This window comes from Nonomuraea sp. NPDC050451 (assembly GCF_044458585.1).
Map to the genome: position 1 here is coordinate 192646 of NZ_JBITHZ010000003.1, position 16412 is coordinate 209057.

Below are 16412 nucleotides of genomic sequence, written 5' to 3' on the forward strand. Positions count from 1 at the left end.
AGCCTCCTAAGGCTGGAAGTCCGGATCCACGGTCACGGTCACGTCGAGCAGCAGGGGCTCCTCGCGGGATGCGAGCGACGGCAGCACCTCGTCGAGGGCCGCAGTCAGCTCGTCGTACGAGTCCACCCGCCTGGCGGGGCAGCCCAGGGACCTGGCCAGGCCGCCCATGTCCACCTCGGTGAACGGCGGCCACGGCGCCTTGCCGCCCTGCTTGTCGGCCAGCCGGTCCATGATCGCGTACCGGCCGTTGGAGAGCACGACGAACAGCGCGCCCACCCGGTAGTGCGTGGCGCTCCAGAGGGCGTGCAAGCCGTAGAGGGCCGACCCGTCGCCCACGACCGCGACCACGGGCCGGTCTGGGAGCGCCATCCGCAGGCCAACCGCGGCGGGCACGGCGAACCCCAGCCCGCCCATGGCCGCCGACAGGAAGCCGAGCGGGTTCCGGGCGGGCACCAGCCGGTGCAGGTCGGGACGGGACGAGGGGGTCTCCTCGATGAGCACGGTGTCGGCGGGCAGCCGCAGCGCCAGCTCGCGCAGCACGTGCGCCGCCCGCAACGGCCGCCCCTCGGGCGGCAGTTCGGGAATGTCCGGCGCGGGAGCCCGCCCCGCGGCCGGTGACGACGAGGGCAGCAAGGCGGCCAGCCGGGCGCAGGCGGCCGACGGCGAGGCGAGGTAGGCCAGGTCAGCCGGGCTGCGATGCGCCTCCGCCGGGTCGTCCGTGATCACCGCGACCGACGTCCCCGGCGCCACCAGGGGACCGGGCGCGTACGGGTACTGCCGGAAGACGGGAGCCCCCACCGCGAGCACCACGTCGTGCCCCGCCAGCGCCTCCCGCAGGCGGGCCCGGCCGGCGGGCAGCACGCCCGCGTACTGCGGATGGTCCTGCGGGAACCCGGCCCGCCCCCCGAACGACTCCTGGAACACGGGACACCCGAGCCGCTCGGCCAGCGGGACCAGCGCGTCCCACCCGGCTCCCGCGCCCGCGACGATCGCCGGCGACCGGGCCTCCGACAGCAGCTCCACCAGCGGCGCGAGGTCGTCGTCCGAGATGCCGGCGGGCCGCACCATCCGCGCGGGCGCCGCCACGGTCTCCTCCGAGAAGGGCGCCTCCCAGTCGTCCATCGGCACCACGACCAGCGCGGGCCCGCGGAAGGTCGTCGCCTCGTGGAAGGCCCGGGCGACCGCCCCGGGCACGTCCTGCGCCCGTACCGGCTGGTCCACCCGCACCGGATAGTCGCCGGCCAGCCCGCTCAGGTGCCCGGTCAGGAACGGCTCCAGCGCCAGATGCCGCCGGTCCTGCTGCCCGACCAGGATCACTAGGGGCACCCGGTTCACCCGGGCGGTCGCGATGGCCCCGACCGCGTTCCCCAGCCCGGCCGTGGTGTGCAGCACGGCCAGCGCGGGCGCCTCGTGCCCGATCGCCCACCCCGTGGCCATCCCCACCACGGAGCCCTCGTGGAGCGCGAGCACGAAACGCAGGTCGTCCGGGAGCCCGGTCAGCAGGGTCACCTCGGTGGAGCCGGGGTTGCCGAAGATCGTGGTCAGCCCGTACCGCCTGAGCACGTCGAACGTGGCGTCCCGAACGGTCGTCATCGCCGGTCCCTGGCCCGCTGGATCTGCCGGTAGACGTGCCCGCGCAACTCGCCGAACCGGGGCAGCGAACGGGTCGTCAGCTGGTCGCGTTCGGACGGAAGGTCCACCTTCAGGTCCTCCAGGATCACGGTCGGCGACGAGGACAGCACGATCACGCGTTGCCCCAGGTAGACCGCCTCGTCGATGTCGTGGGTGACGAACAGTGTGGTCACCTCCAGGTCCCGCCAAAGCCGCAGGATCAGGTCCTCCAGGTCCGCCCGGGTCTGGGCGTCCACGGCGGCGAACGGCTCGTCCATCAGCAGCACCTGCGGCTGGTACGCCACCGCCCTGGCGATGGCCACCCGCTGCTGCATGCCGCCGGAGAGCTGCCACGGATGGGCGTCGGCGGCGTCGCCGAGACCGACCGCGCTCAACGAGCCGGCCACCAGCTCGCTCCGCTGCGCGGCGGGCACCTTCTTCTCCTTCAGCGGCAGCTCGACGTTCTCGCGCACGGTCATCCAGGGGAACAGGCTGCGCCCGTACTCCTGGAACACCACGGCCATCCGCGGCGGCGGCCCGGTCACGAGCACGTCGTCCACCCGCACCTCGCCCCCGCTGACCGGCAGCAGCCCGGCGACGCACCTCAGCAGCGTGGTCTTGCCGCACCCCGACGGCCCCACCACGCACACCAGCTCGCCCGCTCCGACGCCGAAGGTGATCGAACGGATCGCCTCGACGGTACGGCCGGGGCTCTCGTAGACCTTGCTCAATGAGGAGATCTCAAGCACGGGCGGCTCCACTGCCGTAGTACCAGGCCAGGACCCGCCGCTCCACGCGGCGGAAGAGGACGGACAGGGTCAGGCCGATCAGCCCGAGCAGCAGGATCCCGCTCCACATCTCGGCGATCTGGAACTGCCGCTGGAACACCAGGATCGTGAACCCCAGCCCGCTGGAGCTGGCGAACATCTCGCTGATGACCATGAGGATGATCCCGATGGACAGCGCCTGCCGGAGTCCGGTCATGATCTGCGGGCTGGCGCCGCGCAGCACGAACCGCCGCAATCTGGAGGTTCCGCGTACGCCGTACATGCGGCAGGTGTCGGCGAGCACCTCGTCCAGCGCCCGTACGCCCTCCACGGTGTTCAGCAGGATCGGCCACAGGCAGCCCGAGACGATGACCAGCACCTTCATGGGGGTGTCGATCCCGGCCAGCAGCATGATCAGCGGCACCAGCACCGGCGGCGGGATGGCCCTGAAGAACTCCAGCACCGGTTCGAGGGTGGCACGCAGCCGCGGAGACAGCCCGATCGGCACGCCGAGGCCCACGCCCAACAGCCCCGCCACCGCGTACCCCGCCAGCAGCCGCCCCACGCTCGGCAGCACGTCCTCGACCACCCGCTCGGAGAACCAGGTCTCCGCGAACGCCTGCCCGACCAGGCCGGGGCTCGACAGGTAGAACGAGCTCCCGCTGACCGCCCACCAGACCAGCACCAGCGCCACCGGCAGGGCGAGCAGCCTGACGACCCGCATCATGCGGCCACCTCCGACCGGACACTCGGATGCCAGGCCAGCACCCGGCGCTCCAGGAGCCGCACGGCCGCGTTCACGCCGATGCCGACCAGCCCGGCCAGCACGATCAGCGCGTACACGGTCGGCACGGCCCCGCTGCTCTGCGCCACCTGGATCTCGGCGCCCAGCCCGGGGCTGCCGATCACCAGCTCGGCCGTCACCGCCAGGATGAACGCCACCGCCGCCGCCAGCCTGAGCCCGGTCATGACGTACGGCAGCGCCGTCGGCCACACCAGGTGCCTGACCCTGGACCAGGCCGACAGTCCGTACGACCTGGCGGTGTCGTAGGCCACGGAGTCCACGGCCGCGACGCCGTACAGGACCTGGATGAGCACCTGCCAGAATGACGCGTACACCACGAGCAGGAGCGTCGAGCCCAGCGACGGCCCGAACAGCAGCGTCGCCAGCGGCACCAGCGCGACCGACGGGATCGGGCGCAGGAACTCGACGGTGGAGTTCGTCATCGCGCGCACGCCCGGCACGATCCCGATGACCACCCCGGCCACCACCGCCGCGCAGAACGCCAGCGCCAGCCCCAGCACCCAGCCGAGCATGGTCTCGCCGAGCGCGATCCACAGCTCGGGCGTGGCCAGTTCAGCGGCGAGCGTGCCCAGGATGCGCGAGGCGGGCGGCAGGAACCGCTCATCGACCAGGCCCAGCCGCGGCACGGCCTCCGTCAGCACCAGCAGCCCGCCGAGCCCGGCGAGCCCGTGTCCGAGCCGGCTCAGTGTCCCCGTCACGGCACCAGCGCCGAGACGTCGACCTTCTGCTTGAGCACCCCGTCGGCCAGCGCCAGGTCGGCCACGGTCTGCACGGAGGCCTTGTTGACCTCGACGGGCCACTTCGGCAGGTTGATCTTCGCGATCACCTCGGGCGCGATCTTGGTGTACGTCTTCAGCACCTCTCTGACCTCGTCCGGATGCGCGTCCGCGTACTCCAGCGACTTGCGCATCGCCGCCATGAACCGCCTGGTCAGGTCGGCGTGGGTCCGGCCCGTGGTGAAGTACATGGCGACGGTGAGGTTGGGGGCGGCGTCGGCGAAGTTCCAGGCCACGGGGCGCGCTCCCTGGCTGATCGCCTGGCTGACGAACGGCTCGACCACCCAGACCGCGTCCACCCGGCCGCTCTGCAGCGCGGCGGGCGCGTCCGGGAAGGGCAGCTCCACGAACTCGATGCCGGTGGGATCTCCTCCCGCGTTGCGCACGGATGCGCGTACGGTCGTGTCGCCGATGTTCTTGAGCTGGTTGACGGAGATCTTCTTGCCCGCCAGGTCCTTGGCCGTCCTGATCGGACTGTCCTGCTTGACCAGCACCGCGCTGAAGTCCTTGCCCTGCTGACCGGTGGAGGAGACGCCGTTGGCGACCACCTTGACGTCGAGGCCCTGCTGCTTGGCGGTCAGCAGCGAGGTCGTGTTCGCGAACGCGAACTGGAACTGCCCGCTCACCGCCCCCGACACGGCGGCGGCGCCGCCCTGGACCGGGGTGATCGTGAGGTCGATGTTCTGCTCGGTGAAGAAGCCCTTGGCCTTGCCCAGGTGGATCGGAGCGGTGTCGACGATCGCGATCACTCCGGCGTTGACCTTGTCTGCCTGCTTGGCCTGGCCGGGGGAGGTGGAGGGCTGGGTGCCGCCGCAGGCGGCCGTGAACAAGGCGGCGAGGACGATGAGAGCGCGACGCACGGCTGCTCCTATTTGTTCGCGATGCGCACATGTATTCTCTGACCGAACAACCCGGTATCGCGGAACTTACGCTCTTGCCAGCCCATGTCAAGGGGATCACGATGGTTGATCATGTGCAGTCGCTGGCCCGGGGACTCGCGGTGATCCGGGCGTTCAGCGCCACCGAGCCTGAGCTGACGCTCAGCCAGGTGGCCCGCGCGACCGGCCTCAGCAGGGCCGCGGCCAGGCGATTCCTGCTCACGCTCGAGGACCTGGGGTACGTGCGCAGCGACGGGCGGCTGTTCTCGCTGACGCCTCGGGTGCTGGAGCTGGGGTACGCGTACCTGTCGAGCCTGTCGCTGCCCGAGGTCGCCGACCCGCACCTGGAACGCCTGGCGGCCGAGGTGCACGAGTCGGCCTCGGTGGCGGTGCTGGACGGGGAGGACGTCGTCTATGTGGCCCGGGTGGCGACGGCCCGCATCATGCGGGTGACGATCAGCATCGGGACCCGGTTCCCCGCGTACTGCACGTCGATGGGGCGGGTCCTGCTGGCCGCCCTCCCGCCGGCCGAGCTGGACGCGTACCTGGAGCGGGCCTCGTTGCGCCGCCTCACCTCGCACACGATCGTGCTGCCCGCCGCCTTGCGGGCCGAGCTGGCCGAGGTGCGCGGGCGGGGCTGGGCGATGGTTGACCAGGAGCTGGAGGAGGGGCTGCGTTCGATCGCCGCGCCGATCCGCGACCGCTCGGGGCGGACGGTGGCCGCCGTGAACGTCTCGACCCACGCCAGCCGTACGACCCTGCAGGCGGCCCGCCGCGACCTCCTGCCGCCCCTGCTGGCCACGGCCGCCAAGATCGAAGCCGACCTCGCCGCCCTATCGGTCGCCCGCGCCTGACCACCCCCGCGAACGGCGACTCACCCGTCCCTCTCCCAAGGGACGGCCACCAACGGCGGCAGTCGCATCGGCGCACCCCTTTCCCTCCCAAGGGACGGTCACCAACGACGGTGATCGCTTCGGGGCCGGTGGGTCAGCGGTTGCGGTAGCGGTCCGTGGCGTCCCGGGTGGCGCGGATGGCCGCGTCGGCCATGTCGTACGTCCGCTGCGCCAGCCCCACGAAGATGCAGTCCACGATCAACAACTGGCTGATCCGGCTGGCCAGCGCCCCGGGCCGGAACGCCGTCTCCCGCCCCGCCGACACCAGCGTGTGATCGGCCAGCTCCGCCAGCGACGACCTCGGATTGTTGGTGATGCCCACGACCAGCGCCCCGGAGTCGGCCGCGGTGCGGGCGGGCACCAGCACGTCGGGCGTCTCGCCGCTGCAGCTGATCGCCACGACCACGTCGCCTTCCTTCAGCAGCGCCGCGCTGGTCAGGGCCAGGTGCGCGTCGCTGAACGGATGGCTGGACACCCCGATCCGCAGCAGCTTCTGCGACATGTCCGCCGCCACCAGCCCCGAGGCCGCCACACCGTACACGTCCACCCGACGCGCCACCGAGATGGCCTTCACCACGTCGCCGAGCTGGTCGGGGTCGAGCTGCGCGGCGGTGTCGGCCAGCGCCTCCGACTCGGCCCGGGCGACCTTGGCGATCACGTCCGTCAGCGGGTCGTCGGGCCCGAGGTCGCCGGGCACCAGCCGCTCCGGCTCCTTGGCCACGGCCGCCGCCAGGGCGAAGCGCATCTGCGAGTATCCCGCGAACCCGAGGGCCCGGGCCGTGCGCACGATGGTGGCCTCGCTGGTCCCGGAGACCGCGCTGAACTCGGTGATCGTGCTGCGCACCACCAGCCCGGGGTCGTCCAGGATGATGCGGGCGATGGACTGCGCCGCCGGGGTGAGCGAGGGCAGCACGGCGCGTACGGCGGCGACCGGGTTCGCGGGTTCGGCGGTCACTGGGTCAGCCATTCTGCCGCCGCCTGCGCGGACACGCGGGAGATGCCGTGGGTGGCCACGTGGACGGCCCCGCCGGGCGGCGCCGGCACGCCGGTGTCCACCACGATCACGTCGGGCCGCACCGCCAGCGCCTTGGCCACCGTCGAACGCACCCAGTCGTACCGGGCGGCGTCGTGCACCACCAGCACGACCGGTCGCTCGTCGGAGGTCAGGTCCGGCAGGTCGCCCATGGGTTCGAGCTGCAGCCGGGCCGTGTTCGGCAGCAGGGCGGTGAGGGCCGCCGTGATGCCGGTCGGCGTCGAGGGGTCCACGGCCTTGCTGAAGCGGGTGTTGACCTCGACCACCAGCGGGGCGCGGTCGAGCCCGGCGGTGCCGGACGTGGTCAGCGCCGCCCTGGCCGCCTCCAGGCCCACGCCCTCGTCCACGTCGCCCCGGGCCTTGTCGCGCAGCGCCGCCTGCGCCGCGTACCACCGGGAGAGCGCGAGCACCCGCGCGGCCGCCTCCGCGAGCCGCTCCTCGGGCAGTTCTCCTGCGCGTACGGCGGCCACGATCGTGTCGCGCATCGCGTGCAGGCTCTCCTCGGTGGCCAGCCCCACGCAGATGGCGTCCGCGCCCGCGCTCAGGGCCCGCACCGCGATCTCGCCCGGGGTGAACATGGCGGCCACCGCCTGCATCTCGATCGCGTCGGTGACGAGCATCCCGTCGAAGCCGAGCTCGCCCCTCAGGAGCTCGGTCATGGCGGTACGGCTCAGCGTCGCCGGCATCGACGGATCGAGAGCGGGGACGAGCAGGTGGCCCGACATGATCGAGCGCACCCCGGCGGCGATCGCGGCCCGGAACGGCGGTAGGTCGCGCTCGAAGAGCACCTCGCGCGAGGCGTGCACGGTGGGCAGCGCCAGATGGGAGTCGGTGACAGTGTCGCCGTGGCCGGGGAAGTGCTTGGCGCACGTGGCCACGCCCGCGCCCTGGACGCCGTTCACGTACGCGACCGTGTGCCGGGAGACCAGGTCGGGCGTGGGGCCGAAGGAGCGGATGCCGATCACAGGGTTGGCCGGGTTGGAGTTCACGTCGGCGTCGGGCGCGTAGTTGAGCGTGATGTCCAGCTCGCCGAGCATCCGGCCGATCTGGCGGCCCACGCGCTCGGTGAGCGTCACGTCGTCCACCACGCCGAGGGCCCGGTTGCCGGGGAAGGAGCTGCCGGCCAGGACCTCGAGCCGGGTGACCGCGCCGCCCTCCTCGTCGATCGCGACGACGGTGTCCGGGTTCTCAGCGCGCAAATGCCGTACGAGCTGAGCATCTATGACGTTGCGGGCGAACAGGACGATCCCGCCCAGACCCTCGCCCAGCGCGCGTCGCAGCCAGTCGGGAACCGTGGTCCCCTCGTACCCTGGGTGCAACACTGTCATCGCCAGTCTGGACAGGTCACCGCTCATCGGCACTTTCCTTCACGGTTGTTGATCTGAAGGTAATTTTCTGTCATCGTCGCCTTCGATACAACCACTTTCCGAGAGGCCACCCCCCATGCCGAGCAGACGGACTCTCTTGAAGGGCCTCGCCCTCGCCGCCGCCGCTTCCGCCGTTCCGATGCCCGCCTTAGCGCAGGACTACGTGCCGCCGTTGCGTCAGATGCGCGGTATGTGGATTGCCTCGGTGGTCAACATCAACTGGCCGTCGAAGCCGGGACTGACCGCCGGCGAGCAGAAGGCCGAGTTCGTCGCCTGGCTGGACGTGGCCGTGCAGCGCAAGCTCAACTCGGTGTTCGTGCAGATCAGGCCGACCGCGGATGCGTTCTGGCCGTCACCGTTCGAGCCCTGGTCACAGTATCTGACCGGAACCCAAGGTCAGGACCCCGGCTATGATCCGCTCGGCTTCGCCGTGGAGGAGACGCACAAGCGCGGCCTGGCTTTCCACGCCTGGTTCAACCCGTACCGCGTCTCGATGCAGCCCGACCCCGCCAAGCTGCACCCCGACCACCCCGGGCGCAAGCACCCCGACTGGATCCTGCCGTTCGGCGGCAAGCTGTACTACAACCCGGGCATGCCGGAGGTACGGAAGTTCTGCCAGGACGCGATGATGGACGCGGTCACCCGCTACGACATCGACGGCCTGCACTTCGACGACTACTTCTACCCCACCAACACCACGGCTTTCGACGACAGCGCCACGTTCGCCAAGTACGGCGCCGGCTTCCCCGACCTGGCCACCTGGCGGCGCAACAACGTCGACCTGATGGTCCAGGAGATGCAGCAGCGCGTCCTGGCGGCCAAGCCGGAGATCGCGTGGGGCATCAGCCCGTCCGGCATCTGGCGCAACAAGGCCTCCGACCCGCTCGGCTCGGACACCAACGGCGGCCAGTCGTACGACAACCTGCACGCCGACACCCGCGGCTGGGTCAAGAAGGGCTGGCTCGACTACATCGCGCCCCAGCTCTACTGGTACATGGGGCAGCCGCCGGCCGACTACTCCAAGCTCGTGCCCTGGTGGTCCGACGTGGCTGGCGGCACCAACACGCTGCTGTGGATCGGCCAGGCCGCCTACAAGGCGGGCGACCCGGCCCAGGCGGCCCAGTGGCAGGCCCCCGGCGAGCTGTCCGCCCACCTGACGCTCAACCGGGACCACCCCGAGATCGGCGGCGACATCTGGTACAACGCCAACGACGTCAAGGTCGACCGGATCGGCTCGATCACGACCGCCGTCAACGACCACTACCAGCGGCCCGCGCTGGCTCCCGTGCTGCCCCGGCTGGCGAACGGCGAGCCGCCGCGCCGGCCGGTCCTGGCGTACGCGCTGCGCAAGCCCGGCGGGGTCGAGGTGCGTGCGGTGGCCACCGGCAGGGACGAGCCCTTCCAGTTCGCGATCTTCCGCTTCGGCGGGCACGCGTCCTCGCGGGATTTCGCCGACGCCCGCAACCTGGTCGCGGTCGTGCCCGGTGACCGGCAGGTCCGCTGGACGGACCCCGACGGCAAGCGCGGCGACCACTACTACGTGGTCGCGGTGGACCGGGCCAACCGGACCAGCAAGCCGAGCAACGGCTTCAGGGTGATCTGAGAGCATGCTTCGTCGGCACGTGTCGCCGGCCGGCTTCCTGGCCGGCGACGTGCCCGTTTCCCGTGGGTCGCGGGCACGCTGACGCTCAGGTTCCGACGCTGCCGGAACCCCTTGCCGAAGCCCCGGTCGTGATCAGGCCCTGAATACCGTCGTCAAGAAGCCCTTCGCCCAGCCGCCGACGGCTGCTCGGCCGGGGCGCCCGTCGACCGCTGCGGTGGCACCACGGGGGTCGGACGGACCAGACCGAGCGCGACGACCTCATTGGCCAGGCGCGTGCGCCGGTTGGTGCCCTCGGGGATCCTGAACTTCTGGTAGAGCCGCAGCAGATGCTGCTTGACCGCGGCCTCGGTCACGACCAGGTCGTCGGCGATCTCGCGCGCGGTCGCCGGGGCGACGAACGCCTCGTCCGACAGCGCCGGCCTGCAGAGCGAGGTCAGCACGTCGACCTCGCGCCTGGTCAGCTCGGGCGCCGCCGCCCTGCGCAGCTCGACCTCGGGGGTGAAGTCCTCACGGGGGACTCCACCGATGCGACCCCGCGCCGCGCCGAAGGAGACGACGTCGCCGTCGTCAAGAACCCTCCGGGCGATCGGCCTGCCGTTCACCCGCGTGCCGTTCCTGGACAGCCCCAGGTCGACGACGTACAGGTAGGGTCCTCGTCTGACGAACTCGGCATGGAGTCGAGACACGCTGGGATCGGTGAGCCGGATGTCGACTCCGCGTCCCCTCCCGACCGTCGTGATCTCGGGGCGCAACGGGACCACCTCGCCAGTGTCCTCGATGCGTATGAACGGCCCCTCCACGGCAGTTCCTCCCCAGGTAGCCCGCCGTAACTATTACTACAGCTCCGGCTTACCCAAACGAGGGGATGCGGAATCGCCTTTGCCGAAAGGAGAATCCGGCGTGAAATTGGTCTGGACCTTTGAGGCCGGTTTTGCCTGCTCACGGGTAGACTTCGGACGAAGATAAGCGGAGGAAACACTCATGGCGGACAAGCCCACGAAAGGCCTGGCCGATGTCGTTGCCGCGTCCACAGCGCTGAGCGACATTGACGGAAAGGCCGGCCGGCTCTTCTACCGTGGATACGACATCCACGACCTGGCCGGCCGCGCGACGTTCGAGGAGACCGCACACCTGCTCCAGCGTGGCAAGCTGCCCAACCGGTCCGAGCTCGACGCGTACGTCGACGAGCTGGCGCAGGGCCGGGAGCTGGGCGCCCTGGCTTCCGCGAACATCGCCGAGATCGCCGAGAAACAGAAACCGATGGAGGCGCTGCGCAGCCTGGTGTCGCTGTCCGGCGCGGACGACGCGGACAAGGACTCCATCGCCCCCGACGCCAACCTGCGCAAGGCGGCCCGGCTGACCGCGCAGCAGCCGCTGCTGGTCGCCCGCTACCACGCCGCCCGCACCGGCGGGAGCGTTCCCGAGCCCGACCCGTCGCTCAGCATCGCCGCGAACTTCCTGCACGAGGTCACCGGCCGCGTCCCCGACCCCCGTGCGGTCGAGATCTTCGACGAGTGCCTGGTGCTGCACGCCGACCACACCATGAACGCCTCCACGTTCGCCGCCCGCGTTTGCGCCGCGACCCTCTCGGACATGCACTCCGCGATCGTCGCCGCCATCGGCACCCTCAAGGGCCCGCTGCACGGCGGCGCGAACGAGCAGGTCATGAAGCTGCTGGAGTCGATCCCGCCGGGCCAGGTGGCCCAGGTCGTACGTGACAAGCTGGCGGCCCACGAGAAGATCATGGGGTTCGGGCACCGCGTCTACAAGACGGAGGACCCGCGCGCGACCCATCTGCGCAAGATGTCCGCCGAACTGGCCGAGGCCGGCGGCGACGACACCTACTACCGGATGTCCAAGGAGATGGAGGAGGTCGTCTTCGAGACGAAGGGCCTCTACCCCAACGTCGACTTCTACGCGGCTTCGGTCTACCACTATCTCGGGATCCCGACGGACCTTTTCACGCCGGTCTTCTCGATCAGCCGTATGTCTGGCTGGACTGCCCATGTCATAGAGCAGCACGCAGACAATAGGCTGATCCGGCCTGACAGTGAGTACATCGGTGAGACCGATCAGAAGTGGAAGCCACTAGAAGAACGTTGAGCACCGGGACTGAGCGTGAGAGCTGGGGGCCGTACCCGCTGATTCTGGCGGGTGCGGTCATCGGCGTGCTCGTGATCTTTTTCGTGAACCCGCGCTGGGGCGGGTTCACGCTGGGCGCCGTCATCATGATCGCCGCCGCCCTCCGCTTCGCCGGTTACGGTGGGCAGCTGTCCATCCGCAGCAAGAAGGTCGACGTCATCACGCTGGCCGGGTTCGGGTTCGTGCTGGTCCTGACCTCGCTCCTGCTCTACAACAACGAGCTCAAAGCGTTGATACTGTCCCTTTTCGCCTGATGACCGGACGGTCCGATAGCCTCAACGCATCAAAACATTGAAGGGGAACCATTCGCATGCCCAAGATCAAGGTGGAGGGTCCGGTCGTCGAGCTTGACGGCGACGAGATGACCCGGATCATCTGGCAGTTCATCAAGGACCAGCTGATCCTTCCCTACCTCGACGTCGACCTGAAGTACTACGACCTTGGCATCCAGTACCGGGACGAGACGGACGACCAGGTCACCATCGACGCCGCGAACGCCATCAAAAAGTACGGCGTCGGTGTGAAATGCGCCACCATCACCCCGGACGAGGCGCGGGTCGAGGAATTCGGTCTCAAGAAGATGTGGAAGTCCCCCAACGGGACCATCCGCAACATCCTCGGCGGCGTGATCTTCCGCGAGCCGATCATCATGTCGAACGTGCCGCGTCTCGTCCCCGGCTGGACCAAGCCGATCGTCGTCGGCCGTCACGCGTTCGGTGACCAGTACCGCGCCACCGACCTGAAGATCCCCGGCGAGGGCACGCTGACCCTGACGTACACGCCGAAGGACGGCTCCGAGCCGATCGAGCTCGACGTGTACGACTTCCCCAGCAGCGGCGTCGCGCTCGCGATGTACAACCTGGACGAGTCGATCCGCGACTTCGCCCGCGCGTCGATGCGCTACGGCCTGGCCCGCAACTACCCGGTCTACCTGTCGACGAAGAACACGATCCTCAAGGCGTACGACGGTCGCTTCAAGGACATCTTCGCCGAGGTCTACGAGACCGAGTTCAAGGCCGACTTCGAGAAGGCCGGTCTCACGTACGAGCACCGCCTCATCGACGACATGGTCGCCGCGGCGCTGAAGTGGGAGGGCGGCTACGTCTGGGCCGCGAAGAACTACGACGGCGACGTGCAGTCCGACACGGTGGCCCAGGGCTTCGGCTCGCTCGGCCTGATGACCTCGGTCCTGATGACCCCCGACGGCAGGACCGTCGAGGCCGAGGCCGCGCACGGCACCGTGACTCGCCACTACCGCGAGCACCAGAAGGGCAACCCCACCTCCACCAACCCCATCGCCTCGATCTTCGCGTGGACGCGCGGTCTGGCCCACCGGGGCAAGCTCGACAACACCCCCGCCGTGACCGACTTCGCCAACAGGCTGGAGGAGGTCTGCGTCGAGACCGTCGAGGGTGGCCAGATGACCAAGGACCTGGCGCTCCTGGTCGGCGGCGACGCCAAGTGGCTCACCACCCAGGACTTCCTGGCCGCACTTGACGAGAACCTCAAGAAGAAGATGGCAGTTTGATCGTTTCAGCTTAAAGGGCCGCCCGCGGGCGGCCCTTTCGCTTTCCCGCGTCCCAGACCATCTCTTGACGGTGACGCGGCGTGGCGCAGTTGATCAGCTGGGTAAGAGCCACCTCGTAACAGTCGTACGCGTCTCGGGGGGTTCGGATGCGACTGCGTATTTTCAGTGGAGTGGGGCTGTTGGCCGCCGCCGTCCTCCTGACCGGCTGCGACTCGCAGCCCAGCACCGTCAAGCTGGCCGACACCAAGGCCGACGCCGCCGCCAAACTCAAGGCGAGCCAGGCCGCCAGGACCAAGATCGCCGCCCAGGTCAAGGCGAACGAGCTGGGGCAGATCCCGGTGCTGATGTTCCACCGGGTGATCGACAAGCCGGCCACGACGGACGACAGGTCGCCGCAGCAGTTCCGCGCGGATCTGGAGCGGCTGGCCAGGGAGGGGTACGTGCCGATCACGGCCGCCGAGATGGTGGCCGGCAAGATCGACATTCCGGCGGGCAAGCACCCAGTGGTGCTGACATTTGATGACTCGTCACCGTCGCAGCTCACGCTCAACGAGGTAGGCGTCCCCGCCCCGAACACCGCCGTCGCCATACTCAAGGACGTGGCGGCCAAGCACCCGGGCTTCCCGGCGAAGGCCACCTTCTACGTGACCCGCGACATGTTCGGCAAGACCGTTCGCGAGGAGCAGGCCCAGATGCTGGGCTGGCTCAAGGAGAACGGCTTCGAGATCGGCAACCACACCCGCGACCACATCAACCTGCGCGGACGTTCGCACAAGGAGGTCGACGAGCAGATCAGCACGATCGCCCAGCAGATCGACTCCCTGTCCGGCGTCCACCCCACCACGATCGCCCTGCCGTACGGCAACCAGCCGAGCAACAAGGAGTGGTCCATGCACGGCAAGGCCTACAAGCACCAGGGCGCGTTCCTGGCCGGTTACACGCCCGCGCCGGCGCCGTTCAGCAAGGCGTTCGAGCCTCAGGGGATCCCGCGGATCAAGGTCATGGAGAAGAAGGGCGACTGCAAGCAGTTCTGCTCGGAGGCGTGGCTGGACTGGCTCAAGAACAACCCGGACATGCGCTACACCTCGGACGGGGACGTGCGGACCGTGGCGTACCCGAAGTTCAAGAACCCGTACCTGCGCAAGTCCTTCGTCAAGTGGGGTCTGCCCTACTGACGGACCTTCCCGAGGGCCACTCCCGGTTCGGCGGGCCGCAGGAGCTGGTCGGCCACGTCACTCATGCGTATGTCGAGCTGCGGCGCCGCCCCGGTGGCGAGGTCCACGACGTGGTACGCCGTCTCGGTGCGGGGACCGGAGGTCCGCACGACGACGGCGTCCTCGCCGTCCCATCGCAGGATCCTCGTGGCCTGCCGGCCCGCCGGTAGCCGCGGCGCGACGGTCCGCGCCGGCCTGCCGGTCGACGTGTCGGTGAGCACGATGCCGTGCCCGACGACGCCGTCCGGCGTGACCTCGCGGGCGAGCGTGGCCATCGTGTGTCGGGACGGGGACAGCATGGCGCTCTCCGCCAGGTTGCCGGGCAACGTGAGCCGCCCGGCCACCTTGCCCTTGGGCGAACAGACGGTGAACGAGGCCGACGTGGTGTGTCCGGGCAGGCTGTTCGTACGCCGGCTCGTCATGGTCATGAGCCCCGCGGACGTCCAGCCGACGACCTGCCCGACGGCGGGCAGGTCACGGACGGCGCCGGTGCCGAGGTCCACGATCATCGGGTTATCCTCCACGGTCTCGGTGTCCTTGTCGAGGTGGTCGCGCTGGATGAGCAGGTGGCGGCCGTCGAGGGAGAACAGCGGGACCTGGGCGCCGAACATCTCGCCGACCGTGCCGCCCTTCAACCGCACGGGGAGCGCCTTGACCGCTCCCGTGCGCAGGTCGGCCACGACGTACGCATCGTTACTCGTCCGCAGGTAGGCCGCACGTGTGCCGTCCGGGCTGAGAGAGAGCGAGTCCGCGGCGTCGGTGCCGGGCAGCCGGCCGCGCTCGCCGCCCCACGCGACGAGGACCCAGTGGCTGCAAGGAGCCGAGCCGTTCTCGCAGGCCGGGCTGTACGCGTACCGGATGGGGGAGGCGTACCTGCCGAGTTTCTCCGGCGCGGCGACAGCCGGGGCCGGCTCGGGGCGGGCGAACTGGACCGGCGGTTTCTCGCCGGTCGGGGCGATGACCACGCGGTGGCCAGGGCCAGTGCCGCCGCGGCGAGGGCGTACCACCACCGGCTCACTGGATCCTCCCGAACACCGCGCCGTCGAGGTTCGCGGGCAGGCTCACCCCGGCCAGTGCCACACCCGCGGCGGCCCAGAACCAGATCGTCCTTTTGCCGAAGGTGCCGGAGGTGCCGGAGGTGCCTGGCGGCCAGGCGTTCGAGGCCAGGGCCAGCGCCAGGATCGGCAGGCCGATGAGGGCCGGCACGCCCATGCCGTGGAACCACCGGATGGGCAGGGCGATCACCGACGTCCAGAGGGCCGCGGACGCGCCCACCCCGAGCAGCCAGCGGGCGGAATGGGACCGCGTGGCCAGTTCCCCGCCCACGAGGTCCGCCGTCCCCGAGAGCAGCGCCCGCCGGTGCAGACCGCCGGCCATGAACTGGACGACGGCCACCACGCCGAACACGGCCGCGGCGCCGAGCCGGTGGTCGACGGTGGTCTCCGCGGAAAGGGACCGCTCGACCGTGCTCAAGGCGACTCCGCAGGAGAAGGCGGCGCAGATCAGCCAGGTCGCGGCGAGCTTCGGCGGGACGAGCCGTATTCCCGGCGCGCGCCGAATTGGGCCTCTCGGGCGGCCGAATGCGATTTCACCGGCCATGACTCCCAGGAGCCAGCCGATCAGCACGAAGTAAGGAGCCAGAAACATCGAGCCGGAGGTTGCGCTGAAAACTCCCGTGGTCAGTCCGGCGCTGATTCCCATCCACCGGTATCGCCGCGTGACCTGTAGATATCGCAGGACGTGAGGACCGTTGAACGCGGTGATGTCCACCATTTGGCGGTGTCCGAATCGGTCC

16 protein-coding genes are annotated in these 16412 nt (G+C 69.9%); 6 read left to right on the plus strand and 10 right to left on the minus strand.

Going from position 1 to position 16412, the window contains the following annotated elements:
- Positions 1 to 6 precede the first annotated feature (6 nt).
- From ACIBI9_RS12145 to ACIBI9_RS12165, 5 genes are read right to left on the minus strand one after another with little or no spacing between them, the layout of a single operon-like run.
- Positions 7 to 1593 (minus strand): thiamine pyrophosphate-dependent enzyme, encoded by a 1587-nt coding sequence (locus tag ACIBI9_RS12145; protein WP_397222010.1) that lies wholly within the window; start codon positions 1591 to 1593, stop codon positions 7 to 9.
- Positions 1590 to 2360 (minus strand): ABC transporter ATP-binding protein, encoded by a 771-nt coding sequence (locus tag ACIBI9_RS12150; RefSeq protein WP_397222011.1) that lies wholly within the window; start codon positions 2358 to 2360, stop codon positions 1590 to 1592. Before ACIBI9_RS12150 ends, ACIBI9_RS12145 begins: the two co-directional genes overlap by 4 nt.
- Complete coding sequence (locus ACIBI9_RS12155; protein ID WP_397222012.1) at positions 2353 to 3105, minus strand: ABC transporter permease; 753 nt, start codon at positions 3103 to 3105, stop codon at positions 2353 to 2355. Before ACIBI9_RS12155 ends, ACIBI9_RS12150 begins: the two co-directional genes overlap by 8 nt.
- On the minus strand, positions 3102 to 3881 hold the full coding sequence (locus ACIBI9_RS12160; RefSeq protein ID WP_397222013.1) for an ABC transporter permease: 780 nt from the start codon (positions 3879 to 3881) through the stop codon (positions 3102 to 3104). Before ACIBI9_RS12160 ends, ACIBI9_RS12155 begins: the two co-directional genes overlap by 4 nt.
- Positions 3878 to 4819, minus strand: a complete 942-nt coding sequence (locus ACIBI9_RS12165; protein WP_397222014.1) for an ABC transporter substrate-binding protein — start codon at positions 4817 to 4819, stop codon at positions 3878 to 3880. Before ACIBI9_RS12165 ends, ACIBI9_RS12160 begins: the two co-directional genes overlap by 4 nt.
- Positions 4820 to 4920: 101 nt before the next feature.
- Here ACIBI9_RS12165 and ACIBI9_RS12170 point away from each other — a divergent pair, with 101 nt between their 5' ends.
- Positions 4921 to 5691 carry an IclR family transcriptional regulator gene (locus tag ACIBI9_RS12170; protein WP_397222015.1) on the plus strand — a complete coding sequence of 257 codons (771 nt, stop codon included), beginning with the start codon at positions 4921 to 4923 and terminating at the stop codon, positions 5689 to 5691.
- Between the two features lie 133 nt (positions 5692 to 5824).
- On the opposite strand, the gene ACIBI9_RS12175 is transcribed toward ACIBI9_RS12170, so the two are convergent.
- Positions 5825 to 6697 (minus strand): MurR/RpiR family transcriptional regulator, encoded by an 873-nt coding sequence (locus tag ACIBI9_RS12175; protein WP_397222016.1) that lies wholly within the window; start codon positions 6695 to 6697, stop codon positions 5825 to 5827.
- Complete coding sequence (locus ACIBI9_RS12180; protein WP_397222017.1) at positions 6682 to 8118, minus strand: glycoside hydrolase family 3 protein; 1437 nt, start codon at positions 8116 to 8118, stop codon at positions 6682 to 6684. The genes ACIBI9_RS12175 and ACIBI9_RS12180 overlap by 16 nt, the downstream gene beginning before the upstream one ends.
- A 202-nt stretch (positions 8119 to 8320) precedes the next feature.
- On the opposite strand from ACIBI9_RS12180, the gene ACIBI9_RS12185 reads away from it, so the two are divergent.
- Positions 8321 to 9733, plus strand: a complete 1413-nt coding sequence (locus ACIBI9_RS12185) for a glycoside hydrolase family 10 protein (protein ID WP_397222018.1) — start codon at positions 8321 to 8323, stop codon at positions 9731 to 9733.
- Between the two features lie 152 nt (positions 9734 to 9885).
- On the opposite strand, the gene ACIBI9_RS12190 is transcribed toward ACIBI9_RS12185, so the two are convergent.
- Positions 9886 to 10533, minus strand: coding sequence for an FHA domain-containing protein (locus tag ACIBI9_RS12190; protein WP_355378381.1), 648 nt, complete (start codon positions 10531 to 10533; stop codon positions 9886 to 9888).
- Between the two features lie 181 nt (positions 10534 to 10714).
- Between ACIBI9_RS12190 and ACIBI9_RS12195 the strand changes: the two genes are divergently transcribed.
- The 4 genes from ACIBI9_RS12195 (at position 10715) to ACIBI9_RS12210 (ending at position 14578) form a co-directional block, all read left to right on the plus strand.
- On the plus strand, positions 10715 to 11836 hold the full coding sequence (locus tag ACIBI9_RS12195) for a citrate/2-methylcitrate synthase (RefSeq protein WP_394493152.1): 1122 nt from the start codon (positions 10715 to 10717) through the stop codon (positions 11834 to 11836).
- Positions 11833 to 12129: a DUF3017 domain-containing protein gene (locus tag ACIBI9_RS12200; protein ID WP_394493151.1), complete on the plus strand. Its 297-nt coding sequence runs from the start codon at positions 11833 to 11835 to the stop codon at positions 12127 to 12129. The genes ACIBI9_RS12195 and ACIBI9_RS12200 overlap by 4 nt, the downstream gene beginning before the upstream one ends.
- A gap of 56 nt (positions 12130 to 12185) precedes the next feature.
- Positions 12186 to 13403 (plus strand): NADP-dependent isocitrate dehydrogenase, encoded by a 1218-nt coding sequence (locus ACIBI9_RS12205; RefSeq protein WP_397222019.1) that lies wholly within the window; start codon positions 12186 to 12188, stop codon positions 13401 to 13403.
- Between the two features lie 170 nt (positions 13404 to 13573).
- Entirely contained in the window at positions 13574 to 14578 is a 1005-nt protein-coding gene (locus tag ACIBI9_RS12210) for a polysaccharide deacetylase family protein (protein WP_397222020.1), read from the plus strand.
- Here ACIBI9_RS12210 and ACIBI9_RS12215 read toward each other — a convergent pair.
- Positions 14572 to 15627, minus strand: a complete 1056-nt coding sequence (locus ACIBI9_RS12215) for a hypothetical protein (protein ID WP_397222021.1) — start codon at positions 15625 to 15627, stop codon at positions 14572 to 14574. The genes ACIBI9_RS12210 and ACIBI9_RS12215 overlap by 7 nt on opposite strands.
- Positions 15628 to 15631: 4 nt before the next feature.
- Positions 15632 to 16264 (minus strand): hypothetical protein, encoded by a 633-nt coding sequence (locus ACIBI9_RS12220; protein ID WP_397222022.1) that lies wholly within the window; start codon positions 16262 to 16264, stop codon positions 15632 to 15634.
- Between the last annotated feature and the right edge of the window lie 148 nt (positions 16265 to 16412).

Coding starts and splice junctions, on each gene's coding strand:
- ACIBI9_RS12145 (WP_397222010.1), bottom strand. CDS start 1,593: ATGACGACCGTTCGGGACGCCACGTTCGACGTGCTCAGGCGGTACGGG.
- ACIBI9_RS12155 (WP_397222012.1), bottom strand. CDS start 3,105: ATGATGCGGGTCGTCAGGCTGCTCGCCCTGCCGGTGGCGCTGGTGCTG.
- ACIBI9_RS12170 (WP_397222015.1), top strand. CDS start 4,921: ATGGTTGATCATGTGCAGTCGCTGGCCCGGGGACTCGCGGTGATCCGG.
- ACIBI9_RS12175 (WP_397222016.1), bottom strand. CDS start 6,697: ATGGCTGACCCAGTGACCGCCGAACCCGCGAACCCGGTCGCCGCCGTA.
- ACIBI9_RS12180 (WP_397222017.1), bottom strand. CDS start 8,118: ATGAGCGGTGACCTGTCCAGACTGGCGATGACAGTGTTGCACCCAGGG.
- ACIBI9_RS12185 (WP_397222018.1), top strand. CDS start 8,321: ATGTGGATTGCCTCGGTGGTCAACATCAACTGGCCGTCGAAGCCGGGA.
- ACIBI9_RS12195 (WP_394493152.1), top strand. CDS start 10,715: ATGGCGGACAAGCCCACGAAAGGCCTGGCCGATGTCGTTGCCGCGTCC.
- ACIBI9_RS12205 (WP_397222019.1), top strand. CDS start 12,186: ATGCCCAAGATCAAGGTGGAGGGTCCGGTCGTCGAGCTTGACGGCGAC.
- ACIBI9_RS12220 (WP_397222022.1), bottom strand. CDS start 16,264: ATGTTTCTGGCTCCTTACTTCGTGCTGATCGGCTGGCTCCTGGGAGTC.